The organism is Nocardia rhamnosiphila NBRC 108938, from assembly GCF_000720425.1.
GTDB lineage: Bacteria > Actinomycetota > Actinomycetes > Mycobacteriales > Mycobacteriaceae > Nocardia > Nocardia rhamnosiphila.
This window is the reverse complement of record NZ_JOAJ01000001.1, coordinates 1836440-1863128: the sequence shown is the minus strand read 5'-3', so window position 1 is coordinate 1863128 and position 26689 is coordinate 1836440. Positions and strand designations below refer to the sequence as shown.

General features: G+C 68.1%; 23 protein-coding genes. 9 read left to right on the top strand and 14 right to left on the bottom strand.

The genetic code is table 11. The features are described from left to right. Positions 1-174 precede the first annotated feature (174 nt). The gene (gene galT, locus IG75_RS0108555; RefSeq protein ID WP_030520636.1) at positions 175-1296 is read left to right on the top strand and encodes a galactose-1-phosphate uridylyltransferase; all 1122 of its coding nucleotides are present in this window, start codon (positions 175-177) and stop codon (positions 1294-1296) included. 85 nt (positions 1297-1381) lie between these two features. Here the strand turns inward: galT and IG75_RS0108550 are convergent, their stop codons facing one another. Then, positions 1382-2260 (bottom strand): YdcF family protein, encoded by an 879-nt coding sequence (locus IG75_RS0108550; protein ID WP_245713437.1) that lies wholly within the window; start codon positions 2258-2260, stop codon positions 1382-1384. Between the two features lie 264 nt (positions 2261-2524). On the opposite strand from IG75_RS0108550, the gene IG75_RS0108545 reads away from it, so the two are divergent. The 3 genes from IG75_RS0108545 to IG75_RS0108535 all read left to right on the top strand — a co-directional run bounded on the left by IG75_RS0108545 (position 2525) and on the right by IG75_RS0108535 (position 5197). Continuing rightward, entirely contained in the window at positions 2525-3376 is an 852-nt protein-coding gene (locus IG75_RS0108545) for a bifunctional 5,10-methylenetetrahydrofolate dehydrogenase/5,10-methenyltetrahydrofolate cyclohydrolase (RefSeq protein ID WP_030520634.1), read from the top strand. 137 nt (positions 3377-3513) lie between these two features. Then, entirely contained in the window at positions 3514-3996 is a 483-nt protein-coding gene (locus tag IG75_RS0108540) for a cation:proton antiporter regulatory subunit (protein ID WP_030520633.1), read from the top strand. Positions 3997-4006: 10 nt separating this feature from the next. Beyond that, on the top strand, positions 4007-5197 hold the full coding sequence (locus IG75_RS0108535; RefSeq protein ID WP_030520632.1) for a cation:proton antiporter: 1191 nt from the start codon (positions 4007-4009) through the stop codon (positions 5195-5197). Positions 5198-5502: 305 nt separating this feature from the next. Here the strand turns inward: IG75_RS0108535 and IG75_RS0108525 are convergent, their stop codons facing one another. The 10 genes from IG75_RS0108525 to IG75_RS0108480 form a co-directional block, all read right to left on the bottom strand. Further along, complete coding sequence (locus IG75_RS0108525; RefSeq protein WP_030520630.1) at positions 5503-6519, bottom strand: DUF5914 domain-containing protein; 1017 nt, start codon at positions 6517-6519, stop codon at positions 5503-5505. Between the two features lie 5 nt (positions 6520-6524). Further along, the gene (locus IG75_RS0108520; protein WP_030520629.1) at positions 6525-8105 is read right to left on the bottom strand and encodes an FAD-dependent oxidoreductase; all 1581 of its coding nucleotides are present in this window, start codon (positions 8103-8105) and stop codon (positions 6525-6527) included. Continuing rightward, positions 8102-8434 (bottom strand): lycopene cyclase domain-containing protein, encoded by a 333-nt coding sequence (locus tag IG75_RS0108515; protein WP_030520628.1) that lies wholly within the window; start codon positions 8432-8434, stop codon positions 8102-8104. The genes IG75_RS0108520 and IG75_RS0108515 overlap by 4 nt, the downstream gene beginning before the upstream one ends. Further along, a complete protein-coding gene (locus IG75_RS0108510) occupies positions 8431-8781 on the bottom strand; it encodes a lycopene cyclase domain-containing protein (RefSeq protein ID WP_030520627.1) in 351 nt (116 codons plus the stop codon). The genes IG75_RS0108515 and IG75_RS0108510 overlap by 4 nt, the downstream gene beginning before the upstream one ends. 128 nt (positions 8782-8909) lie before the next feature. Continuing rightward, positions 8910-10220 carry a glycosyltransferase gene (locus IG75_RS0108505; protein WP_063834119.1) on the bottom strand — a complete coding sequence of 437 codons (1311 nt, stop codon included), beginning with the start codon at positions 10218-10220 and terminating at the stop codon, positions 8910-8912. 564 nt (positions 10221-10784) lie between these two features. Further along, positions 10785-11768: a phytoene/squalene synthase family protein gene (locus tag IG75_RS0108500; RefSeq protein ID WP_051714336.1), complete on the bottom strand. Its 984-nt coding sequence runs from the start codon at positions 11766-11768 to the stop codon at positions 10785-10787. Between the two features lie 4 nt (positions 11769-11772). After that, a complete protein-coding gene (gene crtI, locus IG75_RS0108495; RefSeq protein ID WP_030520624.1) occupies positions 11773-13287 on the bottom strand; it encodes a phytoene desaturase family protein in 1515 nt (504 codons plus the stop codon). 15 nt (positions 13288-13302) lie between these two features. Then, entirely contained in the window at positions 13303-14427 is a 1125-nt protein-coding gene (locus tag IG75_RS0108490; protein ID WP_174561230.1) for a polyprenyl synthetase family protein, read from the bottom strand. A 76-nt stretch (positions 14428-14503) separates the two neighbouring features. Further along, complete coding sequence (locus IG75_RS0108485; RefSeq protein ID WP_030520622.1) at positions 14504-15391, bottom strand: MerR family transcriptional regulator; 888 nt, start codon at positions 15389-15391, stop codon at positions 14504-14506. A 122-nt stretch (positions 15392-15513) separates the two neighbouring features. After that, the gene (locus IG75_RS0108480; protein WP_030520621.1) at positions 15514-16011 is read right to left on the bottom strand and encodes a DUF6764 family protein; all 498 of its coding nucleotides are present in this window, start codon (positions 16009-16011) and stop codon (positions 15514-15516) included. 249 nt (positions 16012-16260) lie between these two features. Between IG75_RS0108480 and IG75_RS0108475 the strand changes: the two genes are divergently transcribed. Next, positions 16261-16926, top strand: coding sequence for a fasciclin domain-containing protein (locus tag IG75_RS0108475; protein ID WP_030520620.1), 666 nt, complete (start codon positions 16261-16263; stop codon positions 16924-16926). A 576-nt stretch (positions 16927-17502) separates the two neighbouring features. Here the strand turns inward: IG75_RS0108475 and IG75_RS0108470 are convergent. After that, entirely contained in the window at positions 17503-17853 is a 351-nt protein-coding gene (locus IG75_RS0108470) for a hypothetical protein (protein WP_030520619.1), read from the bottom strand. Between the two features lie 321 nt (positions 17854-18174). Here IG75_RS0108470 and IG75_RS0108465 point away from each other — a divergent pair, with 321 nt between their 5' ends. From IG75_RS0108465 to IG75_RS36180, 3 genes are all read left to right on the top strand, one after another. Next, a complete protein-coding gene (locus IG75_RS0108465; protein ID WP_030520618.1) occupies positions 18175-19731 on the top strand; it encodes an AIM24 family protein in 1557 nt (518 codons plus the stop codon). Positions 19732-19771: 40 nt separating this feature from the next. Next, positions 19772-21337, top strand: a complete 1566-nt coding sequence (locus IG75_RS0108460) for a phytoene desaturase family protein (protein ID WP_030520617.1) — start codon at positions 19772-19774, stop codon at positions 21335-21337. Positions 21338-21468: 131 nt separating this feature from the next. Then, positions 21469-22920, top strand: coding sequence for a three-helix bundle dimerization domain-containing protein (locus IG75_RS36180; RefSeq protein WP_051714418.1), 1452 nt, complete (start codon positions 21469-21471; stop codon positions 22918-22920). Positions 22921-22969: 49 nt separating this feature from the next. On the opposite strand, the gene IG75_RS0108450 is transcribed toward IG75_RS36180, so the two are convergent. Both IG75_RS0108450 and IG75_RS0108445 read right to left on the bottom strand, forming a co-directional pair. Continuing rightward, on the bottom strand, positions 22970-23890 hold the full coding sequence (locus tag IG75_RS0108450; protein ID WP_030520615.1) for an LLM class F420-dependent oxidoreductase: 921 nt from the start codon (positions 23888-23890) through the stop codon (positions 22970-22972). Between the two features lie 57 nt (positions 23891-23947). Continuing rightward, entirely contained in the window at positions 23948-24166 is a 219-nt protein-coding gene (locus tag IG75_RS0108445; RefSeq protein WP_030520614.1) for a hypothetical protein, read from the bottom strand. 303 nt (positions 24167-24469) lie between these two features. On the opposite strand from IG75_RS0108445, the gene IG75_RS0108440 reads away from it, so the two are divergent. Beyond that, positions 24470-26575, top strand: coding sequence for an AMP-binding protein (locus IG75_RS0108440; RefSeq protein ID WP_051714417.1), 2106 nt, complete (start codon positions 24470-24472; stop codon positions 26573-26575). Positions 26576-26689 lie beyond the last annotated feature (114 nt).

Below are 26689 nucleotides of genomic sequence, written 5' to 3'. Positions count from 1 at the left end.
TCGACGGGTCCAGGCTTTTCCGAGGGGGCGCGACCACGGCGCCACTCGTTTCGGGCAAGGGCCCCACGGAGCCGATTTGCCGGTGAACCTCTGCCCACTGCGCCGCGCCACCGTGTCCGACCCGCCGATACCACGGACGGCCGGTCGCTGCGCGCGGCTCGTTATCGTGAACAGGTGCCCAGCCGCATCGTGAAGCGCACCGCGAAACTGGCCGACGGCCGGGATCTCATCTACTACGACGACGCCGACACCCGCCTGGGACCCGAACGCCGTATCGACACCCGCCGGCTCGAACCCAGACCGCCGACCGCGGTGATGCGCCAGGACGTCCTCACCGGCGAATGGATCTCCATCGCCGCGGCCCGGCAGAGCCGGGTGGTGCTACCGCCGGCCGATCGTGACCCGCTCGCTCCGCAGACCCCGGGCAACCCGTCGGAGATACCCGATCAGTACGACGTCGCGGTATTCGAGAACCGATCCCCGTCCTTCGGCCCCGCGCCGGCGAACGCGCCGGCCGGTACCCCGCCGGTCCCGGCCGGACCCGACGATATGGCCGCCCTCGGGTTCGACCGGGAACGCGTGGCGGTCGGACGCTGCGAAGTCGTGTGCTTCAGCCCGGCGCCCGAGGGGTCCTTCGGCGATCTCACCCCCGGCCGGGCCCGCACGGTGATCGAGGCCTGGTCCGATCGCACCGCCGAACTGTCCGCGCTGCCCGGGGTCGAGCAGGTGTTCCCGTTCGAGAACCGCGGCGAAGCCATCGGCGTCACCCTGCCGCATCCCCACGGCCAGATCTACGCCTACCCCTATGTCACGCCGCGGACCGCCCGGGTGCTCGATTCCGTGCGACGACTGGGTCCGGATCTGTTCCAGCGCATCCTGGACGGTGAACGCGCGGGCGGACGCGTCGTCCTGGCCGGGGAGCGGTGGACGGCGTTCGTTCCGTTCGCGGCCCGGTGGCCGATCGAGGTACATCTGCTCCCGCACCGGCACATCCCGGACTTCGCGGCCACCGATGAGGCGGAGCGGGACGAACTCGCCACCCTGTACCTGCGGCTGCTACGCGGGATCGACGCTCTCTACGAGGATCCGACCCCCTATATCGCCGCGTGGCATCAGGCGCCCGTCCACACCGGCCGTGAGACAGTCCGCCTGCATCTCCAGCTGACCTCGATCCGGCGCGGCGCGGACAAGATCAAGTACCTGGCCGGTTCCGAATCGGCGATGGGTGCGTTCATCGCCGATATCCCGCCCGATGTATCGGCTGCCCGGATCCGGGCGGCCGTGGCGTCGGTCTGAGTGATCGGGTCCCGGCCGGACCAGGCGGCTATCGGGAGACCGCCCCTCGGCTCGCCGAACCGAGGGGCGGTGCTCATGCGACGGGTCAGCGGCTGGTGCTGAGCTGGAACGTGCGCGTCGCATCGAGGTAGATGCTGTACTGAGCCTGTTTGCCGGGCGGGGGCAGCTGGGAGACCAGCTGGTTCAACGAGGTGGTAGCGCCCACCACCGGAATTCCCGCGACGTACAGATCGGCGACCGCGCGCCGGATATGGTTCGGTGAGGTCACCGCCACCGCGGTCCGGGCGCCCAGACTGTGCAGAATATCGGCACTGAACAGCGCGTTCTGGACCGTCGACCCGGCGCGGTTCTCCACATGGATCCGGTCGGCCGGGATACCCCGGTGGATCAGCCAGCCGGCCATGGCCTGGGCCTCGGTGATCCCGTTGCTCGGATTGTTGCCGCTGACGACGATCGGCGAGAACGGCGAGGCGATGGCCTGCAGCCAGGCGGCCTGCAGGCGTTCGACGAGTTCGGGGCGGGGCGAACCGTCGGGGAGCAGCCCGAAACCGAAGACCACGATCCCGGTCTGCGGCCCGACCAGGGCCGGAAGCGGGTTCGGGAGGGTGGCGATACCCGCGCCGACCGCGTGCAGGACGCCGTCGGTGCCGGCGGCCATCGTGCTGTCGACGGCACGCAGGCGGCCCATGGCATCGTTGAGGGCCGGGATATCGCCCGCGTAATGAGACCAGATCGCCTGAAGGGACAGCGCCTCCGCATCGGTGGGATCCCGCCCGATCAAATCGTGGAGCGCGGCCCGGCCGGCGACGGAATCGCCGTCGGTGAAGTGGCGCTGAGCAGAGTTGTACAGGGCGTCTGTTTCAGGGCTGGCCTGGGCCGGCGCGCCGGCGAACCCGGCGAGCGCGATACTCGTCGCGGCGGCCGCGGCCGCCACCAGATACTGCAAACCTCTTCGACTGTGCACTACGGCGACACCTTTCCACGGGTGGAGCGGGGTTCTCGCAGATGATTCGTTCGATGAAATTCGGGTGCGGCATGTGGCAACCCACCATAGGTCCGGTGTCGGCCGGAACCCGGTATTTGCGGCTGTCCGATCGGGGACATGTCCCGTGAAACCCCTGGCTACAGCTCTGCGGGGCGTATCGGTGCCATCGACACAGTAATAGCCGGCGGTATGCGGGGCCGCGGGTGGGGTCCCCTCGGCCCCCAACCGATAGGGTGGACATCCGTGGATACCGCATCGCTGACCGGGAAAGACCTCGCTGCCGCCATCAACGCCGATACCACCGCGCGGGCGCAGGCGCTGACCGAGCAGGCGGGCCGCGCCCCGCGGCTGGCGCTGGTCGTCGCCAACGCCGATCCGGCCAGTGCCTGGTACGTGAACTCGCTGAAGAAATCGGCCGCCAATCGCGGAATCGATTGCGATACCGTGGATCTCGGTGCGGACGCCTCCGCCGACACCCTCCGCACCGAACTCGCCGTGCGCAGCGCCGACCCCGAGACCGACGCCATCATGCTGCAGACGCCGCTGCCCCCCGGCGTGACGCTCGACGAGGTGTCCCCGGCGATCGTGGCCACCAAGGATGTCGACGGGGTGAGCCCGCTGTCGCTCGGACTGCTCACCGCCGGATCGGCCGGGTTCGCGCCCGCTACCGCCGAAGCGGTGGTGGAGTTGCTGAAACATCACGGCATCGAACTGGCCGGTCGGCACGTGGCCGTCGTGGGACGGTCGAACGTCGTCGGCAAACCGCTGGCGCAGCTGCTGCTTGCGGAGAACGCGACGGTCACCATCTGCCATTCCCGTACCGCCAACCTGCCCCAGGTGACCGCGGCCGCCGATGTGGTCGTCGCCGCCGCGGGCCGGATCGGGCTGGTGACCGGCGCGAATGTGCGGGAGGGGGCCGTGGTGATCGATGTCGGCACCAACGAGGCCGCCGACGGGAAGATCGTGGGCGATGTCGACGCGGAGTCGGTCCGGGGTATCGCGGCCGGGCTGAGCCCGGTGCCGGGCGGGGTGGGCCCGGTGACGACCGCGCTGCTCATGCGCCATGTCGTGCTCGCCGCCGAACGGGCGCGGTGACCCGCGCCGAGAACTGCTGCCGAAGGCGCTGCCGACGCGGGCCGGGCCGTCGTGAAGGTTCGGGGCCGGGCCCTATGGGTAGCGCTAGTGTGTGTGCGGCTATCGGTCCGCCCTCGCAGTCGAGTTAAGGTGACATCGTGAACGTCGAAGTGACACCCTTGCCGGGAATAGGCGTCCGCAAGGATTTTCCGCTTACCGCTGTACGCCGGCGGATCGGGGTCGTCGATCACAAGGACGGGACGATCGATCTGATCTTCACCAGGATCGGCGATCCCGACGCCACCACGCAGATTCCGATGACCGAGGCCGAGGCGGGCACCCTGGCCAACCTCCTGGGCGCCCCGCAGCTGGTGGGTCAGCTGCGTAACGAGCACCGGGATATGGACGGCGTGAACACCCGGCAGTTGCCGGTCAGTGAGAACTCGCCCTACGACGGGCGGACCCTGGGCGAGACGCGGATGCGGACCCGGACCAAGGCCTCCATCGTGGCGGTGATGCGGGCCGGGCAGGCGATGCCGGCCCCGGGGCCGGACTTCGTGTTCACCGGTGGTGACGTGTTGATCGTGGTGGGCACCTCGGAGGGGCTGGACAGCGCCGCGGATATCTTGAAAGACGGCTGAACCTGTAGCGATGAATGCGACCACGCTGGCGATGATCCAGCTGGGGGCGGTGTTCTTCGGGCTCGGAGTGCTCGGACGCATTGCAGCCCGGATCGGCATGTCCCCCATTCCGTTGTACCTGGTGGGTGGATTGGTGTTCGGGGAAGGAGGTTTCTTCGAACTACACGAGGCCGACGAGTTCATCCATCTCGCCAGCGAGATCGGCGTGGTCCTGCTGCTGTTGCTGCTCGGCCTGGAATACAGTGCGGCCGAACTGTTCACCGGGATGCGAAGATCCTGGATGGCCGGCCTGCTGGACCTGGTCCTGAACACCACGCCCGGTGTGGTGGTCGCGCTGCTCCTGGGGCTGGGTCCCACCGGGGCGCTGGCGATGGCCGGTGTCACCTATATTTCGTCGTCCGGGATCATCGCGAAGGTCCTGAACGATCTGGGCCGGCTCGGCAACCGGGAAACCCCGGTGATTCTATCGATTCTGGTCTTCGAGGACCTCGCGATGGCCGCCTATCTGCCGGTGCTGACCGCGGTTCTGGCGGGCCTCGGATTTGTGGCGGGCCTGCAATCGCTGGGCATCGCACTGCTCGCGGTGACCGTCGTGCTCGTGGTCGCGTTCCGCTACGGCAAATATGTTTCCGCGGTGGTGGCCAGCGATGATCGCGAGATCTTCCTGCTCAAACTGCTCGGTTCGGCGCTGCTGGTGGCCGGGGTGGCCTCCGCGCTGCAGGTGTCCGCGGCGGTCGGGGCGTTTCTGCTGGGGATCGCGATCTCCGACACCACCGCGCACAACGCGACCAAGATCCTCGAACCGCTGCGGGATCTGTTCGCCGCCATGTTCTTCGTGCTCTTCGGCCTGACCACCGATCCGCGCAGTATCCCGCCGGTGCTGGGGTGGGCGGTACTGCTCGCGGTGATCACCACGGTCACCAAGATCGCCACCGGCTGGTGGGCCGCCGCGCACGCCGGCTCCTCCCGGCTGGGTCGCGCCCGCGCCGGTGCGGCCCTGGTGGCGCGCGGCGAATTCTCCATCGTCATCGCCGGCCTGGCGGTGGCCGCGGGTGCGGTCCCCGACGAATTCGCCGCTCTCGCCACCACTTACGTGCTGCTGATGGCCTCGGTCGGCCCGATCGTGGCGCGTGTGGTGGAGCCGGTGCTGCGGATCGTCACCCGGCAGCCGAAACCGGAACCCGATACCGCCGACGAGTAGCCCCGGGATCTGATCAGAGCGCGGTGTCGCCGCCGTCGACCAGGTATCCGGTCTCGGTGCCGGAGGAGGCGTCCGCGGCGAGCGGGAACGCGATCGCCGCGGTGACCTCGTCGTCCGAACCGTTCGAGCGGGTGCTTGTTCTCCAGAAACTGGCTTGCGTCGTCGGACATTTCGGTGAGCGCAGTGGTGATGACGCCGGGACGTAGAGCAGCTGTCCGCATCCGGGTCGCCCCGCATTCGACGGCTGCGGCCGTGGTCATTGCGAGAGACATGCTTCCGCTATCCGGGCCGAGACGGCCCTGCCCTCATATTCTGTGAGTACGGAGCAGATATCGGCGTTCGGCGTAGGCCATGTCGTCGCGCCACAGCCGGGCCGCCGTCCGATCCAGGAGCGGGCGCACCAGCGGCAGTACCCGGTGCACATGCCGGAACCCCGGTCGTTCGGAACTCGCGATGGTCGCTTCCACGACCGCGGTGCGCGCTCGGCCCTCGGAATCGGTGCCGAGGGGCGTGGCGTGTGTTTCGACAACGCTACCCGACCCTTCTCCGTCCACGATGCGCATGACGATGGTGCGTGGATCCGGGCAACTGAACTCGGCGCGAACCGGCACGCCGAGCCGTCGGGTCACCCTGAATGTCACGTCTACCAGGAAATGGTGATTGTCGTCGGTGATTCCTTCGCGTGGAGGAGTCCGCGCCACCTCCAGGCGGGCGAACGAATAGGGATGGAACCAGGCGCCGTGCCACGGATCGAGCCGGTTGGCGATGATATCGCGTGGTTCGCATATCCCTACCAGCCGAGTCACCGCGTGGACAGTGGAGTCGGCGGGGCGTGGACCGATCACCGGCGCGTCGGTGGGTGTCTCTGCCCCGAGTGAATCCAATCGCACCCAGGCCAGCACCCCGTCGTCGAAACTCGGATAGCAATGCCACCGGGAGTTGCTGCTCTCGGCGCCCACCCGCAGACCGTGCCAGCGGCAGATCAGCGCGTTGTCGTCCACGTGCGCGGTCGTCAGAGATGCACCCAGATGGGGACAGGTGCCGGGGCCTGAGTGCAGGTTGCCTGCGTCGTCGCGCCAGACCACGATCTCCCGGCCATCGACCCGGGCACCGTAGGGGCGGCCGCGGCGGATCGCCCTGCTCGCGGCGACGGCGTACCAGTTACCCGAAGGGCGCTGTTGCGAGAAACGCAGTGCGGCGTCGATCAAGCCGGGATCGGCGTCGCGATAAGTCGGTTGCTGCCGCGACCACTTCTCTGGTGAAAACCGCTGTAGGGGTGAGTTCTTCGGCCACCTCCCGGCGGAGTCGGGGCGAGGGCTCATCGCCGTTACCTTTCGCGAGTAGCGAGGGCGCGCAGGAATACCGAGCGCCCACGAACGGGAACCGTGTACAGGTCATGTCCGGCAGCACCCCATTGGTGCAGGACGGTGTTGGCCGCCATCCATCCGGTCGTCGCGGCCCGCTCCATCAACGCCACCGGCAGATCGACCCGGATGCCGTCTCCGGCCAGGACCAGCCGTGCATGCGGGGTGGCGATTCCCGGGCGGGAGGCGAAATCCCCCGGGGAGAATCGGGGGCAATCCTGGCGCCACAAGATGGTTTCCCCGACGATATTCGCTGCGGCGGTCTCGGGATATATCGAGTGCAGCCGCATCAGCAACCGGTTGCGCAGTTCGGCCTGAGCGCGTGGCGGTGGTGTCGTATCGGCCACCGCGTAGGCGTGCAGTTCGACAACACTGCCGGCCGTATTACCGGCCCAGTCCGTGGCCTGTCGCTCATAACGGTCCAGCACACTGATGTTGTCGAGCGGTGGCGAACCGCCGGTGCCGAGGAAACACGCTCGCTCGGCACCCACGGGACGATCCAGCCAGAGCCGGTGCACTGCGAATGCCGGGGCGGTGGCCAGCCCGGACACTCGGGCGCGCCACGGGTCGTCCCCGAGCGTCGGTGATGCCGCGACGATACGACGGAGCCCGGCGATATCGGTGGCGAGCACCACCGCATCGGCTCGCAAGGTCGCTCCGGTGCTGTCGGCCAGCCGGAATCCTTCGCCCTCGGTGTCGATGCGGTCGACGGCAACGCCCAGATGGAAATCGACGGTGCCGGGCCGCGTCGACGTGGCCGGCCCGCTCAAATACTCCGCCAGCGGCGCCCACAGAGCCACGTCGAAATTATCCCGGGCGACGTCGAAGACGAGACCCTCGCTGGAACCGAGGAAATAGATGTGGAACATCAGCGCCAGCTCGGCGGCAGACATCCGCTGCGGATCGATGAAGAAGCTCCGGGAGAACACCTCGAACGCCAGATGCCGCGCGGCCGCCGGAAAATTGATATCGCACAGAAACGTCTCCGCGTCGAGGTGATCGAGCCGGGCGTAGATATCGGGCACCGATACCGCGGCCAGCGGCGCTGCGGCGCGCGCGTTCATCCGGACGAGGTCGCGGAGCCGGAAGGTGGGGCTGCGCAGCGCGAATGCCAGCGCATTCCAGGGCGGGGTGTGCGGCAACCCGCGGAAGGTGTCATGGCGGCCGTATGCGTCGACCAGTGGATAGTCCGTCAGCCGGCGCAGCCGTTCCAACGCAGTATCGCTGCGCATCAGCAACTTCCGAAGATTGTAGTACTGGGCGAAGAAGGCGTGGAAGCCGCGGTTCATGCCCACGGTGGTGCCGTCGGCTAGGCGTTCGCTCCACCCGCCCACGCGGCCGCCCAGATAACGCTCCCGTTCGACGACATCGACGTGGCAGCCACGCTCGGCCAGACCCGTCGCGGCCGTCAGACCCGCGATCCCGCCGCCGACGACGACCACTCGGGGCGGCGAGCCGTGCCGGCTGACATCGTGACGGCCCGGCGGCGCCGGGAAGTACACGCGTCGCCGGTCTCGCCCGTCTCCAGGACTTCCCGCAGTCACGACTGTGCGCCTGTCTGTCGCTGTCGTGTGTGTTCCCAGCCCAGTAGGACCGCGGTCACCAGGGCGAATCCGAACAGGAAATCTTCCACCGGAATGTTCCACGGAAACCGGAGTCGGAGAATGTGGTCTGGGTTGTACACCACGACCGACGCGTCGCGCCTGGTGAGCCAGCCGTCCACCAGGACCTGGAAACCGAGGACGATGAGCATCGTCAGCCAATAGGCCGGCCGCCGGAACAGCCCGGTACGCAGCAGCGCCGGCTCGGCGACACATACCACGATCACGGCGGCAACAGCGGGCAGGGTGTATCCGATTCCGGTGAAGTTCATCGCCCGGCCGTGTTCCCGACGTTGTCGAGTAGGCGGTGCCCCTTCGTGAGCAGCGTCTGCACGGCGACAAAGGTGAGCAGGGCGCAGATCGGCACAACGAGAAAGAACAGCAACTCTTCCAGCGGCATCGCGCCGGGCAAGAACACCCCGAGGATGTAGCGGTCGTCGAAGCCCCACACACCCGCGGTGATCGCTACCAGATCCCAGGCGATGAACAGCGCCGCGGCCGGCCACAACGCCCCCAGCAGCAACCGTGGCCGCCGATACACACCGGCGCCGAAGAACTCCAGTGGCGCCGTCGATGCGAGGCAGGCCAGTAGCGCGAGCAGGTAGTGCCAGCGATCCATGCGATCTCCTCAGCGGTGCGTGCGATCCGTCGATATCGGACTGTGGTGGGGGCCGGTTCACACCAGGGTGTGACCGTGCTGCCGCCAGGTGGTCGAAATCGGGGTGGAGGCCGTGGGTGCTGTGTTCATCAGCGTATTCGCCTGCGTGTCGAGCGGAGATCCGGCCCGGCCCCATCCGCGCCGAGTTCAGCGAGGACATCGGAGATGATGTCCAGCGGCGATATCTCCGCCATCTCGCGCGCCAAACCAGCGGCTGCGCAACGATATTCGCTGTTGCCCAGTATTCGGTCGACCGCCGCCGCCACGGCCCCGGGCCGTGGCCGTGCCGTGCCCAGATCGATTCCCGTTCCCGTGTATGCGACCCGTGCCGCGATTTCCGGTTTGTCGGCACTGTCACCGGCGACGATCAGAGGTACCCCGTGACGGAGGGCTTCTTGCACGCCGCCGTACCCACCGTTGGTGATCATCACGTCGACGTGCGGGAGCAGGTGAGAGTAGGGGAGGAAATCGGTGACGTAGGTGTTGGCCGGGATCGATCCGAGCGGGTCCCGCGAGCCACCGGTGCACGCCACGATCACCGTATCTGCTCGCCCGCCCAGCGCCTCGAGTGTGGGCCGCAGCAGTTGGCCGAGGTCACCGTTGTCCAACGTCCCCTGAGTCACGTGCACAACGGTTTTCGCATCGGACAGCACACCGCTCCAGCCCGTCTGCGGTATCGCCTGGGAACTGTCGATCGGTATCGGCCCTGTGAATACCACTGTCTGTGGCAGATCGCTGCGCGGATACTCGAACCCGGGCACCGTGAATTGGAGTAGCCGGTCTGCCAGAGCGGGCCAATCGAGCACGAACTTCGGGGCGGGCCCGAGAGCCAGCTCGCGCAGAATCGCATCGAGTCGTTGTTGAGCACCACGGAACATCATATGCTGGACAAACCAGTTCATCGCTGTGTGGTCACGATTCGGCCGCGGCTGCCATCCCATACCGAACGGTGCGGTGTCCGCGCTCGACAGCATCAGCGGAACGACTCCGCAGCACAGTACCGGAGGACGTGGAGCGGATTCGGACGCCAACAGCGGTATGACGCCGGTGAACATGACGTCGACGAACACGGCGTCGACATCTGTGCGTGCCAGCTCGGTGGTCACCGCCCGGAACTGTCCGACGAGGGGGTCGAGGTAACACGAAGACAATTCCGCGCGTCCCGTGCGCCATCGGCCGAGTAGACCGGCCGCCTCGGCGCGGCGATGCCCGGCCGATATCGCCGGCGCCTCGATCGTCTGATCGGAACACGCGATTCCCTGTAACGCGACGGTGTCCCGGAACAACGCACCGGTCAGAAATCGCACCTGATGGCCACGGCGCTGTAATTCCACTGCCAAGGCCAGCATGGGCCCGATGTGCCCCGGGATCGGAGTTGCCGCAAACAGATACCGTGCCATGCAGTAATTCCTTTGCTGATCATCCTCCATGCAGGCGTGATGCAGATTTCGGACCACCGGTTTGGCCGGACCGCGTGCGTCCGCCCGGACAGCGCGTCCAGGCGAACGTTCGGCCACCAGCGTCACACATCGACTGCGGCGTGTGCCGCACACGACTCACACCCATGGTGACCGTCCGGCCGGAACCGCTGCCGGACCCACTGGCCGTTGCCCGGACTGTCCGGTCGGGAAGTATTTCAGAACTCGATGAGACGACCGATACGACGCGCCGCTGTGGACGGCACACGCGTGTGCGAAGGCGGCACCGATCCTCTCTGCCCGGCGGCCGCTCTCCCCGGCTCCCTGCGCCGGCGCTACCACACGCCGGCCGCGAGTGCCACGAACCATCATGTCTTCCGGAACGGCGGATCCTTGGACGAGCCCGGCGGTGGTGGTGTTTCGTCACCGGAGTGCAAAACCGCCCCGCGTTGACGGTGTCGACGGTCGCGAGCCGGAATTCGCGCGCGGTGAGGCCGGGTGGGCCGGCGGCTACCGGTAGGCACCCGCGGATCGCGGCGGGGCCGGTCATCGAGGACCGATGAGGTCGGCGGCCGCTTGCGGTGCGGAGCCGCGATGATGGGGTCGGGTGGTGGCGTGTCGTGTACGCCAGGCGGTAACCAGTCCGGTCGTTCCGACCGTGATGCGTCGGGGCAGTGGGACGCGGGCGCGCCGGCCGAACACGGCGAAGTCGCTGTCTTCGACCCGGTCGAGTATCTCCGAGTAGAGGGTCAGCGCAGTGGCGACACACGGCCGGGAGCGAGGATCGAGCAACGCGATTCCACGGTGGGCGTATCGATATCGGGCGCGGGTCAGCGCATGCTGGTGGGCCAGGGCGCGCCGCAGCCTCGGGTCGGTCCGGCGGTGGTCGCGACACCAGTGCAACAATTCACGGTCCACGCCATAGGCAGCGAGTTCGTCGGCAGGGAGATAGATCCGGCCGCGAGCGAGATCTTCGTCGATATCCCGAAGGAAGTTGGTGAGCTGGAACGCATATCCGAGCGCCGCCGCGAACGGGGCGGCTTCGTCGCGCGGGGCGATGGTGCCGAGTACCGGCAGCACCTGAAGGCCGATCACTTCGGCCGACCCGTGGACGTAGCGATCCAGGGCGGCACGGTCGGGATAGTCGGTGATCGACAGGTCCATCCGCATGGACTCGAAGAATGCTTCGAACAGTTCCGGGGACAGTTGATAGGTGTCCGCGGTATGTGCGACTGCGGCAAGGGTCGGGTCGGCGACGACGTCGTGGTGGCGGAATCGACGGACCAGGGTCTCCAGGCGTGCGGCGCGTTCCTCGATTCCGAGGTCGGGCCCGGGGGTGTCGAGGATATCGTCGGCGCGGCGGGCGAATCCGTAGAGGGCGTGGATGGCGGGGCGCTGGTCGGGGGCGAGCAGGCGGGTGGCGAGAAAGAATGTTTTTCCGTGGCGGGCGTTGATGTCGCGGCATGCGCGGTAGGAGCGGCGCAGTGCCGGATCGTGGATGTGGGCGGCGTCGAGTTCTTTCCGGGTCATGGCGTCAGCCTTTGCTGGAAGACCGGGGCGGGGCATATGTGTGTGTGAAGCGGGGACCGGTGATACGGTCGGCTGCTAGGCGCCCGGAGATCAGCACCGGGGGGATTCCGACTCCGGGCACGGTGGAGCCGCCGGCGAGGACGACGTTGTCCATGCCGCGGATCATATTCGCCGGACGCAGCGGTCCGGTCTGTGAAAGAGTGTGCGCCAACGCGAATGGAGTGCCGGCGATCATACCCTGGCGGGCCCAGTCCGCCGGAGTGATCGTGTGCAGGATCCGGGTGCCGGTCAGGGGGCGGGGCAGCCGCTGGTTCACGGTGGCGAGTAGACCGTCGACGTAGGCAGGCCCGTCGCGGTCCCAGTCGATCGACCCATGTGCGAGGTTGGGTGCGGGTGCGAGGATCGACACGAGATCGCGCCCGGTCGGGGCGAGGGTGGGGTCGGTGGCAGTGGGCCGGGTGAGCAGCAGTGACGGGTCGCTCATGGGGCGGCCTCGCTCGAGGATTTCGTCGAATGTCTCTGCCCAGGCTGCACCGAACAGCAGGCTGTGGTGGGCCAGCTGCGGGCTGGGGTCGCAGCTGAGGTGTACGACGACGGCCGAGGGCGCGGCGATGGGCCGTTGCGGGCGGCGGGAACGATGGCCCAGCAGGCTGTAGGTGTGGTGGAGTTCGGTGGTACACACCAGCGCATCGCAGGTGACGCGGCGGCCATCGGAAGTGGTGACGGCCTGCACAGATGAGCCGGATCGCTGGACAGAGTCGACGGCGGTGTCGTATTCGAACCGCACTCCGGCCGCGGAGGCGGCGGCGGCCATCGCGTCGGGCAGGGCGCGCATCCCACCGAGGGGGAAGAACACGCCCCGGATGGTGTCCATGTAGGCGATGACCGCATAGGCGGCCAGCGCCTGTTGTGGCGCGACACCGGCGTACAGGGATTGGAAGGTGAACAGTCTGCGGAGGTCGGGGTCGTGCAGGTAATCGGCGACGGCGCTGTCCCAGCGGCGCAGCGCACCCGCCCGCACCAGACGTACGGTGTCGAGGGTGAGCAACGCAGCGGGCGAGTCGAAGTTGGTGGCGATGAATCGCTCGAATTCGGTATCGTAGAGGCGGGTCAGCCACGTCCGCAATCGCAGGTATCCGGCGGCCTCCCGGCCACCGGCGAGGTCGGTGATCGCGGCGGCCATGGGTTTTGCGCCGGTGTGGACATCCAGGGTGCGGCCGTCGGCGAATTGCGCGCGGTAGGACGGATCCACCGGTACCAGACGCACTCGGTCGTCTGTGTTCTCACCGACAGCGGCGAACACCTCATCGACCAGATCGGGCATGGTCAGTACCGTCGGCCCCAGATCGAGGCGGTGACCGGCGATATCTGCACGGGCAGCGCGCCCGCCCGGCACGGCGTTGCGCTCCATGACGGTGACGGCTCGGCCGCGGCCGGCCAGATGCAGTGCGGTCGACAACCCGGCCAGGCCTGCGCCGATCACCACGACGTGCTCGGTGCGGTCGGGGACGTGACGCATGAGGGGGCCTTTCTTTCAGAATGGGCGGGTTGTGCAGGCCACGGCCAGTTCTTCCAGCAGCGGGTGCCGGCCGGTGGGCAGGGGCAGGTCGGTCAGCGCGTGGCGAGCGGCAGTGAGGCGTTCACTGATCATCGCTTCGATACGTGCCGGAGCGCCCGTGGCGGTGATCAACTGCTGGACCCGAGCAGTCGCGGCATCGTCGAGTACCGGGGCGGCCAAGAGAGTGGACAAATCGTGGCGCAGGTACGGGGCGCCCATTTCGATCGCTGCCACCAGGACGGTGGTGGCTTTATGCCCGGTGATGTCGTTGTCGCCGGGTTTGCCGGTGATCTCGGGTGACCCGTAGATCCCCAGGAGGTCGTCGCGTAGTTGGAACGCCTCGCCGATCAGGCGGCCGTACCCGGCCAGCGTCTCGCACGTACGGGTGTCGCAGCCGGCCATGGCCGCACCCATGACCAGTGGCCATTTCACCGTGTAGTCACCGGACTTTGCGCGCGCGATCGCCAACACCGAATCCAGCGATGGTGCTGCGCGGATGTCATTGCCCAGATCAGCGAACTGGCCGGCCGCCAACTCGATTCGCATCCGATCGTAGTGCGGCCACACCCTGTCCAGCGCGGCGGCCGGGACACCGCTGTCCCGCATCATCTGCTCGCCCCACACCAAACACATATCGCCGAGCAGCGTGGCCGCCGACTCCCCGAACCGTTCGGAGGATCCCGGCATCTCATTTCTCCGGTGGTGATCGGCAAACTGCACATGTGCGCTGGCCAGGCCGCGGCGTCGGTGGGATCGGTCCATCACATCGTCTTGTAGCAGCGCGAACGCGTGCAGCAGTTCCAGCGCCGCGCTCGCCCGCAATGCGGCCGCGTCCTCTTCGGCGCCACACAACCAGCCCAGATACATGAACGCCGACCGCACGCATTTCCCGCGCCCGACGTACTGCCACAATACCTGTGACACGTCGATACCCGCCAGGTTGTCGAGACGACGGGCTGTGCAGAACTGCGCGAGCTCGGTGCGCACGAGAACTCGTATCCGCTCGCGCCAGCGCGGCCCGTCTTCAATATCCGCGCCCGGTAGCGCCGCGCCGCGCGAGACGGTTGCGCACTGCTCGTGTTGACCGTTTTCGGCGTGCATCAGCGCTCCTCGGTGTGCCGAGTGGGCAGCTCCCACGCCCACTCTACAAGTTTCGATGCAAAGACGATGCATATTCTCAGGGGACGTGTACCGTTCTTATGATCTCTCCGAGAGCCTCCTCGAGCGTGTCGACACGCTTCGCTATCGGGAGGAGGCCGACCATGACGGTGGTCCAGCCGGGCCCCGCCAGCAGTAGCCGCGAGGGGACACGACTACCGGCGGGTATCGGTGCGGGCGAGGCGGTATGCCGGGTCTGTGCCCACAGCGCCACCACCGGTCGCCGTGGCTGGCGGGCGATAGCGGCGGCGAGTGCACTGGCGGGCAGCGACGCGCCGAGCAGCACGGACGGGACCGATGCCTCGGCAAGTGCGGCGCGCAACACCTCCAGCGGCAGTATGTGGTTTTCGCCGGCGGTGCAGGCCAAGAGCACCGGCACCAGCCCGGCGGTGGGGTGCAGCGGTGGCACAGTCCGGTGCAGAGCGGTAGTGATCGCCCAGGACAGAACATGTTCGACTTCGATCAACCCCACGTCGTGGGCTTGTCGGTCCACGATCTCGGTGAACACCCGCCGGCACAATAGATTCCACGTCCGCACGACACCGTAGTGGGCGATATGACGGGAGAAGTGAGCCAGCAGATCAGCCGAGTCGAGTCGTTCGGCGGCCGCCATCACCGGACCCTTGTCGCCGAGTACGGGTTTCGGATCCGCTGCCGCGCGCGCTGCTTTCGCGGCCGTCATCGGACTGGCCCCGGCCCGGACGAGATCAACCATCCTGCCCAGCGCCGCGACATCGCCGGTGGTGTAGTGCCGGTGCTTACCCGGAGTGTGCTGTGCGGGCCCGAGGTCGTAGCGCTGAATCCAGCTGCGCAGGGTCGCCACCGGGACGCCGAGTACACGGGCGACCGTACTCACCGTGAAACCGACCTCCGGATCCCCTTCGGCATCGCTGTCGCCCTCGGTCACCGGCACTCCCCTTCTCGATCTTGGACGGGCTGCGGCCGACGGGGAAGCGGTCCGAGCCCCCTCTCCGCGACGTGACCCACCCGGGCCGACGCGTGCCGAACGAACTCACCGGCACGGCATGCTCACCGCATCGACAGGCATCCCTGGAAGGTCTGGAAGTCCCCGGCGAATCCGGGTCCTCCGGTGCAGGTGGGGGTAGAGGTCCCGGTGACTGTCACGGTCGCTCCGGGCCCGGCGATACCGATCGAGAGCCCCGGCCGCACCCCGGTGGTACTCACCTGCGCCCCGGGACCCACAGCGATCGCGGCCGGACCCGACAGGTACTGCGCGGCCGAACTGGCGTTGCCGCCGTTCGCCGCGATCGCCAGCGACAAGCTCGTCGCCGCCGCATCGGCCTGCGCGCTGCCGTCGATTCCATAGGCCGCGGCCGCGCCCCCGGCATTGCTGGTCGCCGAGCACGAAGCGCCGATATCGGCGGTGCGCACCACCGCCGCGCCGGGTGCGGGGCAGGCGGCCGTAGGCGCGGCACCGGCTGTGGGCGCACCGGCCACGGCGCACAGCGCCCCCGCGCCGGCGCCCAGCAGTACTCCGAACATGCGGGTGGTCGTGAAATGGAACATGACGGTCTCCCTCGTTGTCTGTCCTGACGCCGGCCGGTCCCGCTTCTGGACAGCGACCGGGCGATTCGAAGATTTTCGTCTGTAAGGCTTCACGCTACCCGCAAAGTGATGCAGTATCGATGCATCAGAGGATTTCGCTTCGTGGGGTGCACGACGGGACGAATCCACAGGCTGGATCGCACCACTGCCGCTCATGCTCGTAAGCCACGGGCCGGCCACAGCACCCCGCTTTTCCAGGAAGGGCACGATATGAAAATTCGCAAACACCCGGCGGTGCTGCTCGCGGTGATATCCGCGGCGGCGATCGCCGGCGCGGCATGTAGTAGCGATACCTCGACCTCGGAGACCACCACCACCGGCGCCGAGGAATCTTCGGCCACGATGCCCGCCTCGCAGGCCAACGGCGCCACCGCGGCGCCGATCGGTCCCGGATGCGCCGGCTACACCCAGCAGGTGCCCTCCGGGCCGGGCTCGGTCGAACAGATGGCGACCGAACCGGTGACGGTGGCAGCGTCGAACAACCCACTGCTGACCACCCTCACGAGCGCGGTTTCCGGCCAGTTGAACCCCCAGGTGAACCTCACCGACACTCTCGATGGAGGCGAGTTCACCGTCTTCGCGCCGGTCGATGACGCTTTCGCGGCTCTCGACCCCGCTACGGTCGAAACACTGAAAACAGATTCGGCGCTACTGACCACGATCTTGACCTACCACGTCGTGCCGGGCCGGATCGGACCCGACAAGATTGCCGGTACCTTCGCGACCGTCGAAGGATCGGAGGTCACCGCCACCCGCAAGGGTGATCAGATCACGGTCAATGACAGTTCGGTCGTCTGCGGCGGCGTCCAGACCGCCAACGCCACTGTCTACCTCATCGACAAGGTCCTCATCCCGCCAAGCGTCAACGGTTCATAGACGCCGCCACCATGCGGATGGGTTCGGATCCTCGGGCCCACCCGCTTCGGCGAGCCGACAGCGTGGCCGGCTCGCGTCACGGTGGAAGGCGCCTCCGGTTCGGCTTGGCCGCAGCGGTCATCGGATGATTCTGCGGCACCGGCCGGAGTTCCTGTCGCCTCGGCGGAATGCCGGGTCTGCGGAGGAACGGGACGGTGCCGCAGAGAACCGCAGAGCTGACGTGGGTCTGCCGTGGCACACACCGCGTTCGGGCGATCCGTACCACGGCAACGGCGGCACTGAAGGGGTGTCCGATGTCGGGAAGTTCTTGTCGTAGGTGTGCTCTGCTCCGTTTGGCCTGCATCGCTGGTCGGGCCCGTCTCGCTGCTGGAGTATAGGGGTCGGTCCCGGCACAGCGGCGACCAGTAGATCGGCGACCGGCCATGGTGGTGAGCCTGCTCTGGCGCCAGGTCCGTACGCTTCGTTCGTCTACTTCGAATCGCGAGCTCCGCCCCGTGGAGCCGGCGGCGCCGGAGATACAGATCCGCCGATCGGCCTCGCGGCGAGGAGGTCGATCGGCGGATCGGTGGGCCGCCCTCAGGCTGCGGCGGCGTGGCGGAGGGAACCGATCGCGGTGCCGACATCGTCGACGTCGACGACCAGACGGGTGTAATCGTGTCCCCGCAAATCGATGCGGACGGCATTGCCGCCGAAAAGGGTGTCCCAGTACTCTTTCCGGCCCTTGCCGCGAAAGGTACCCGCGGCGATCGCGCCGGGGAAGAATACGCCGGGGGCGCGAACCCAGGGCGGCCGGCGGTCGATTTCGGCCGGTTCGACGGCCACGATATTGGTGAGGTCGAAGGTGATGTGGTCGCACAGCGACAGCACTCGGTGTGCGCCGCGGACGTGAACAGTGACGGTGGTGCCGGTGATCTCGAAGTCCACCATGGGTTCCTCCCTGATGCCGAGTTCCGCTCGTCCGATTCCAGGATGCCGCCGTGGCCTGGCCGTTGGCTGTGCTCCGGCTGTGAAAATTCTCAGGTTCGCCGGCGGTTCACCGGAGACATCGTCGTCCGGCGCGGTGGCGTTTCGTCGCAGGTGGCGTGCTTGCGGGGGGCGTGTCGAATACTGCGGTGGCGCGGCGCGGGCGCTATCGGTCAGACTCGTCGGTGTGGATCAGAAGTCATACGGGTGGGCGGCCGGTGGCCGGGCCACCCGGGAGGCCGGGGAGTACCCGGTCCGGTATGTATCGGGTCGGGGTGATACGAGGTGACCGCGCTCGCTCCGGGGGAGAACCGGCCCGCGCCGGGTGACCGGCTGACGGTTACGGTGACCTGTTCCGCGCCGGTGGACGTTTCGGCACTGCTGCTCGCCGCGAATGGAAAGGTCAGGTCCGACGGCGATTTCGTTTTCTTCAACCAGCCGGCCGGGCCGGGCGTGACCTACCGGCACGGGCAGGGCGCCGGTGATGTCGTCGACGTGCAGACCCCGGGCCTGCCCGCCGATATCGAGCGGGTCGTGGTCACCGCGAGCCTGGACGGCAGCGGGCCGCCCACTTTCGGTGCGGTGGGGTCGCTCACCGCGACGGTGACCGGGCAGCAGGGCACGCTCACCTTCGCGGTGTCGAAGCTGAGCACCGAGACGGCGGTGGTCTGCGTGGAGATCTATCGCCGGGCGGGCGCGTGGAAGGTACGCGCGGTCGGACAGGGATATGACAACGGCTTGGCGGGTATCGCCACCGATTTCGGGGTGAACGTCGACGACGAGCCGGTCCCACCGGCCCCGCCCGCGTCCCGTACCGATCCCACCATGGTGGCCGAACCGGCTGCGGCGCAACCGTATCCGGCTCCGCAATATCAGGCGCCGCAGCATCAGGCACCCCCGTATCAGGCGCCGCAGTACCCGCAGCACCCCGGCCCGCCACCGGTGCCGCCGCCCGGGTACCCCGCCGCGCCGCCGGCTGCCGGATACTCGCAGGCGCCCGGTTATCCGCCGCAGCAGCCGTATCCACCTGGGCCGGCCTATCCCGCGCCGCCGGCCCCCGCGCACCAGCCCCCCGCATATTCTTCCCAGCAAGGAGCTCAGCCGATGCACAGCGAGCTGTTCGACCCGCGTCATGCCGAAGTGTCCGGGATGGGCATCCAGAAGCAGGGCAGCAAGATGATCAAGGTCGGCGTGAACGGCGAAACGCTGGTCCGCTCCGGATCCATGGTCGCCTACCAGGGTGATCTGCATTTCCAGGCGCTCGGTTCCGGAGGGATCGGCCGGGCGATCCAGCAGCGGCTCACCGGCGAGGGCGTGCCGCTGATGAAGGTGTCCGGGCGCGGTGATCTATTCGTCGCCAACGGGGCGGCCGATGTGCACATCATCGATCTGGACGGCACCGACGGGCTCACCATCAACGGGTCCAATGTGCTCGCCTTCGATCCCACCCTGGGTTACGACATCCGGATGGTGCAGGGCGCGGCCGGCTTCGCCAGTAACGCCGGCCTCTTCAACTGTGTGTTCACCGGCCGTGGCCGGATCGCCATCACCAGCCACGGCGGCCCGGTCGTACTGAATGTCGATCAGCCCACCTATGCCGATCCGCAGGCGGCCATCGCCTGGTCGTCGAGCCTGCAGACGAGCGTGAAACGCAATGACTCCTTCGGGCTGGGCCGGCTCATCGGCCGCAGCACCGGGGAGGGCATCACCCTGTCGTTCTCCGGCCGGGGTTTCGTGATCGTGCAGCCCTCGGAGCTGCCGCCCGGCGGCATGCTCGGCGGGACCGGCGGCGGGCAGGAGGCCGGGCAGAGCGGCGGCCTGCTGGGCGGTCTGCTCGGTTAGCCTCACCGCCGCCGCGGCGCCGGTGTGGTATCGACGTCCTATGGTGATGCGGTCCCGGTACGACGTAGTGATCGTGGGCGGCGGGCACAACGGCCTCGTCGCGGCGGCGTATCTGGCCCGCGCCGGACAGTCGGTGCTGGTGTTGGAGCAGGCGGCGGCGACCGGCGGCGCGGCCGTCTCGGCGCGGGTGTTCGACGGAGTCGATGTCCGGTTGTCCCGGTACTCGTACCTGGTCGGTTTGCTGCCGGACCGGATCGTCGGCGATCTGGGCCTGCGGTTCCGGACGCGCAAGCGGCGGATCTCCTCCTATACGCCGGCCGGATCGTCGGGTCTGCTGGTCGACAACCGGTCACCGGCGACCACCCGGGACAGTTTCGTTCGGGTCACCGGATCGGAGCGTGAGTTCACGGCATGGCAGCGGTTCTACGCGATGACCGGGGAGGTGGCACGGGCGGTTTTCCCGACACTCACCGAACCGCTGCCGACCGCCGACCGGCTGCGGCGGCGGGTGGGCGGCCGGGTGTGGGCGGAACTGTTCGAGCGTCCCCTCGGCGAGACGATCGAAGAGTATTTCGCCGACGATGTGGTGCGCGGGGTGGTGTTCACCGATGCTCTCATCGGCACGTTCACCCACGCGCACGATCCGTCGCTGGCCCAGAACCGCTGTTTCCTCTACCACGTGATCGGCGGCGGTACCGGCGACTGGGAGGTACCCGTGGGCGGTATGGGTGCGCTGACCGACGCGCTGGCCGACGCGGCCCGGGCCGCCGGGGCGGAACTGGTGACCGGTACAGAGGTGACCGCGGTGGCGACCGACGGGCGCACCGCGGCGGTGGATTTCGCCGGGGCGGCGACCGGGACCGTGGCGGCGCGGTATGTGCTCGTCAACGCCTCGCCTGCCGAGGCGGCCCGGCTCCTGGGTGAATCCGTCGACGGGAAACCCGAAGGCGCCCAGCTGAAGGTCAATATGGTGCTGGATCGGCTGCCGCGACTCCGTGACCCCGCGGTGGCCGCCCACGACGCGTTCGCCGGGACGTTCCATATCGCCGAGACCTATGAACAGCTGGCGCAGGCGTATCGGGAGGCGGCGGCCGGCCGGCTGCCCGCGATCCCGCCCGCGGAGATCTACTGTCACACCCTGACCGATCCCGGTATCGCGGCCGGTTCGCCGCGGCACACCCTTACGCTTTTCGGCTTACACACTCCGGCAAGGCTTTTCGAAGCCGATCCGGAAGCCGCGAAGCAGGCCGCGGTCACCGCGAGCCTCGACGCGCTCGACAGCGTACTGGCCGAATCCGTCCGGGAATGCCTGGCCCGCGATGCCCACGGTGCGCCGTGTCTGGAGGCCGCCACACCGGTGGATCTGGAACGTGCGCTGCGACTACCCGGCGGGCACATCTTCCACGGTGATCTGTCGTTCCCCTACCGGACCGGGCCCGGGGACACCCCCGCGCAACGCTGGGGCGTGGAGACCGGTCACGCGAATGTATTGCGCTGCGGAGCGGGTGCGGTGCGTGGGGGCGGGGTGAGCGGAATCGGCGGGCACAATGCGGCCATGGCCGTCCTCGAGGAAACCGCCGCCCAGCGGCCGGGAAATGCCGGGTGAATTCTGGTCGGAGAATCGGCGGCCACGCTCACTGGTGGGAGTATTCGAATACTTTGTGGCGGTAGCGTTGTCGGCTGTGGATCGGCCCCGCGGGTCGTTTCGATTCCATGTCCGGCGCCGAGGAGATATACGTGGCACTCGATACCGTCCCGAAGAGCAGGGCCTCCGAGGACAAAGCGGCTCGTGAGCAGAAAGCGATACGTGAACTCGCGGGCCGGTTGTCCGTCGCCTATTCCGAGGATCGCTCGCCCGACGAGGTGGATACCGCGATCCGGTCGGCGCACGAACGGTTCGCGGCAAGTACGGTGCGCGACTTCGTTCCCATTCTGGTGGAGCGGGTGGTGCGCCGGGAATTCGAATCCGCCGAGGAGGCCGGCGCCGCCACGGTGGTCACCACCCCCGGCGTCGCGCCCGTCTCGGTGCACAAGGGCACACCGGCCGCCGCGATCGAGCAAGCCGATACCGAACGCCCGCTGCGGACCGACCGCCGCGGGCTGTTCGCGCTGGCGGGCGCCGCGGGCGTGGCGGCGGTGGGCGTCACGGCATGGGCGGTGTCGCGACCCGATTCGGCGCCCGCCCCGGCGGCGCCGGTCGCGGGGGCGCCGTTGACGAAGGTCACCGGGGTGGTCGGTTCGGAGAAGGCCGCTTTCTTCGCCGACGAGCGGGTCGCCGGGGTGTTCGCCGCGCACGGCTACGACGTGCGGGTCGAGGCGGCGGGGTCGCGGGAGATCTCCACCTCGGTGGACCTGGACGGCCGGGCGTTCGCGTTCCCGTCCAGTCTGCCGGCGGCCGAACGGCTCAAACGCGAGGTGGGGGTGAGCACCCAGTTCGTACCGTTCTATTCGCCGATGGCGATCGCCACGTTCACCCCCATCGTGCAGTTGCTCGACGCGGCCGGAGTGGTGAAGTTCGACGGTCCGGCGCCCAGCCTGGATTTCTCCGCCTATATCGAGCTCGTACAGCGCGGTGTGCAGTGGGACGAACTGGCCGGCAACACCGCCTACCGGGTGGGAAAGAACATCCTGGTCAGCACCACCGACGCCCGGACCTCGAATTCGGCGGCCATGTACCTGGCGGTGGCCAGCTATGTCGTCAACGATCACGCGGTGGTGCGCGGCGCCACCGCCGAACAGCATGTGCTGCCCACCCTGCAGCGCCTGTTCCTCGCACAGGGCTACACCGAGGGCTCCAGCGCGGGGCCGTTCGAGGAGTACCTCACCGCGGGGATGGGACCGACCCCGATGACCTGGATCTACGAGGCGCAGTATGTGGCGGCCGCGGTCGAGGGACGCTTGCGGCCCGATTCGGTGTTGCTGTACCCGTCGCCCACTGTGCTGTCCCGGCACACCGTCGTCCCGCTCACCCCGGAGGGCGAGGAGATCGGTGCGCTGCTGCACAACGACGCCGAGTTGCAGTCGCTGGCCGCCGAGCACGGTTTCCGGACCGGGGATGTCGCCCGCTTCGACGAAGTGGTCGCCGAACACGACGTACCGGTGTCCCCGGATCTGGTCGATATCGTGGATGTTCCCGCCTACGAGACCCTCGAGCATCTGATCGACGGGGTGGCCGCCGCGTACCGGTGATCCGGCGTCCGGGCGGACGGAGCCCGCGGCCCCGTCCGCCCCTCGCCGGTCACAACTGTGTGGCGACCTCGTCGGCGATGAGCGCGAGATGGTCCAGATCGGTGAGGTCCAGGATCTGCAGGTAGATCCGCTGGGTGCCGATCTCGCGGTAACGCCCGATCTTGTCGACCACTTCCGCGGGGGATCCGGCCAGTCCGTTGCCGCGGAGTTCGGCCACCTCGCGGCCGATCGCGTCGGCGCGGCGCGCGATCTCGGCCTCGCCGGCGCCCACGCAGGCGACCAGCGCATTGGAGTACACCATGCTGTCGTCCGCCCGGCCTTCCGCGGCGACCGCGGCGCGTACCCGGTCGAACTGGGCGGCGCTGTCGTCCACCGAGACGAACGGGGCATTGAACTCGGTCGCGTACCGCGCGGCGAGCCGCGGAGTGCGTTTCGGTCCCTGGCCGCCGACGATCACCGGTACCGGCTGCTGCACCGGCTTCGGCAGGGCGGGAGACTTCACGAGCTCGTAGTACTTGCCGGTGAAATCGAAGGTGTCACCGAGCCGGGTCTCCCAGAGCCCGGTGATCACGGCCAGCTGTTCTTCGAAGCGGCCGAATTTGTCATCCGGGAAAGGTATCCCGTACGCGGTGTGCTCGTCGGCGAACCAGCCGGTGCCGAGTCCGAGTTCCACCCGGCCGTCCGACATCTGATCGACCTGGGCCACCTGGATCGCCAGCGGACCCGGCAGCCGGAAGGTGGCGGCGGTGACCAGTGTGCCGAGGCGGATCCGGCTGGTCTCCCGGGCCAGGCCGGCCAGCGTGATCCAGGCATCGGTGGGACCGGGCAGGCCGTCGACCGAGCCCATGTGCAGATAGTGGTCGGAACGGAAGAATGCCCCGAAGCCGAGGTCCTCGGCGGCGCGGGCCACGCTGAGCAGTGTCGGGTAGTCGGCGCCCTGCTGTGGTTCGGTGAAGATTCGCAGTTCCATAGACCTCATCGTGCCGCACCGGCCCGGGGACGGGCGCGGGTGGCATACCCCGGTGGGTCAGGCGGCCGGGCCGGTCATCCGGGTGGGCGATACTCGATCGGACCAGCCGCAGGGCAGTGAGCAACTGGCAATGACGAGGGTCTCGATCTCGCCGTTGTCGAATACGCGCCGGGTGGATTCGGCGCGGGCCGGATATCCACAGGACGCGCATTTGCCGAAATAGTCGAGGATCTCGTCGATTTGGGTGATGGCCACCCGGCGTCGGGTCTGGTGCATCGTGGTCCTCCGGATCGCAAACGAGTGGTATGCGGCCGAATGTAGTTCGCGCCCAATAACTGTACGGGCGGAGTGAGCTGTCGCTGGGAGTTCTCACACCGAGACGGTGGGCGAGCGTGGACAAGCTCCAACGGGTGCTTTCGGCAGCTGTGGTGAACACCGGGCAAACGGCTTCGTGACCTGTCACAGACCGTTGCTACTCGCTGGTAACAAATGCGGCGCCGAGCTATTGTGAGAGAGATTACAGATGGGTTACCCCGCCGGCCCAGTTGTTCGTTGCGGGCCGACGAGAAGTTGCGGGAGTTGGTTACCGACGTCATCGATATGGTCGCGGAGATCCCCGCAGCGCGTGCCGCTGTCTGGGAGCTGCTCCTCGACCCGCAGACCTATCCGCGGGTGTTCACCGGTATCGGCGCCTGCTCCAGGCTGGACCTGCCCGAGGCCGAGCCGGTATTCGAATTCCGGCTCGGCACGCCGGAGGCCGGAATCCGGGTGCTGCGCGTGCGCGTGGTCACCGGCCGCTGGTACGAGAGCCTGGAACTGCACGCGCCGGAGATCGGTAGTTTCGCGGCGTTGCGGATGTACGGAGAAGGCGACCGCAGCACCGTATCGATCACGTTCTTCGCGCCGGGGCGGGTGCATCGGCACCTCACCGAGCTGTCGAATTCGGCGATCCAGGACTGGACCGCCAAGGGGCTGCGCCGGATCGCCGATATCCTGCGCGGCGCGCGGACGTCCACGGTGGTCAACGGGGAAGGCTCGCTGGTCCGCCGCCAGCTCGAGGTGCTGCGCCAGGTCACCGTCAGCGGTGTGGTGCGTACCCGGCCCAATGCGGTGATGAAACAACTGCTGTCACTGAACAAATGGGGTTTCAACCTGGCGGGGGGCTATGCGGCCGGCGCCGCCTACGCGCCGGGCCGGCTCGCCGTGGTCGACGATCAGGGGTCCCGCACCTTCGCCGAGATGGACCGGCGCAGCACCGCCCTGGCCGGTGCGATGGCGGCCGTGGGACTCGGCGCGGGTGACGCGATCGGACTGCTGTCCCGTAATCACGCCGGCATGGTCGAAACCATGGTGGCCGCGGGCAAACTCGGGGTGGACGTCGCACTGCTCAATGCCGGCCTGTCCGCGCGCACCATCGAACAGATCGTGCAGCGGCACCGGCTCTCGGCCCTGTTCGTCGACGGCGACCTCGAACAACTGGTCCAGTATCTGCACGACGACCTGCCCCGGTTCAATACCGACCTGCGGCCGCCGTACCCCGGTCGATACACCCTCGAGGACTTGATCGAAATGGGGGAGAACGGGTTCCGTCAGCCCGCCCATCCCGGCCGGCTGATCGTGCTCACCTCGGGTACCAGCGGAATCCCCAAGGGTGCGCGCCGGCCGCATCCCAAGGGTTTCGGCACCATCGCCGCGCTGCTGTCGCGGATCCCGATGGAGATGGAATCGACCATGCTCATCCCGGCACCGCTGTTCCACACCTGGGGGCTGGCCGGGTTGCAGCTCAGTACCGCGTTGCGGTGCACGGTGGTGCTGCCGGAACGTTTCGATGCCGAGGAATGCCTGCGCGCGGTCGCCGAACACCGGGTGACCACCATGATCGTGGTGCCCACCATGGTGAATCGGATCCTCGATCTGCCCCCGGCGGTACGGGCCCGCTACGACACCTCCAGCCTGCGCCAGGTGATCAGTTGCGGGGCACCGCTGGCCGGAGCCACGGTACTGCGGTTCATGGATACCTACGGCGATATCCTCTACAACGTCTACGGATCCACCGAGGTCTCCTGGGCGACGATCGCCACCCCCGCCGATCTGCGCTTCGCGCCCACCACCGCCGGGCGGCCGCCGCTGGGCACCCGCGTATCGGTGCTCGGACCCGACCACAAACCGGTGCCGATCGGCGCCACCGGGCATATCTTCGTCGGCAACCACATGCTGTTCGACGGCTACGTCAATTCCGCGCCCCCCGACGAGGCGCACGGCATGCTCGACACCGGCGACCTCGGCTACTTCGACGTCAACGGCCGGTTGTTCATCGCCGGCCGGGACGACGAGATGATCATCTCCGGGGGCGAGAACGTCTTCCCGCGGCCGGTGGAGGAGGCCCTGGCGCATCTGCCCCAGGTCAGCGAAGTCGCCGTGGTGGGCGTCCCGGATCCCGAATTCGGCCAGCGACTCGCCGCGTTCGTGGTGAAACATGAAGGGGCGGGCCTTGATTCGGACATGGTGCGCACCTATATCCGGCATCGGCTGAGCCGGTTCTCGGTGCCCCGGGATGTGACGTTCATGTCGGCGTTGCCGCGCGGGGAAACAGGAAAGATCTTGAAATGGCTGCTCGCCGGACGACAGGACGGGGAACTCCCACCGTCCGGCCTGGGCGGGCTGGGGGTCACCGGGTCGGTGTGACGGTGGCCGCGGGCGGAAGCCGCGCCGCGGTGCGAATGCCGGTGTGATGCTGAGCTACCCGATGATCACGGCGACATGGAGTTATCCATGGTTGCCGGACGGGTCACGCGGATG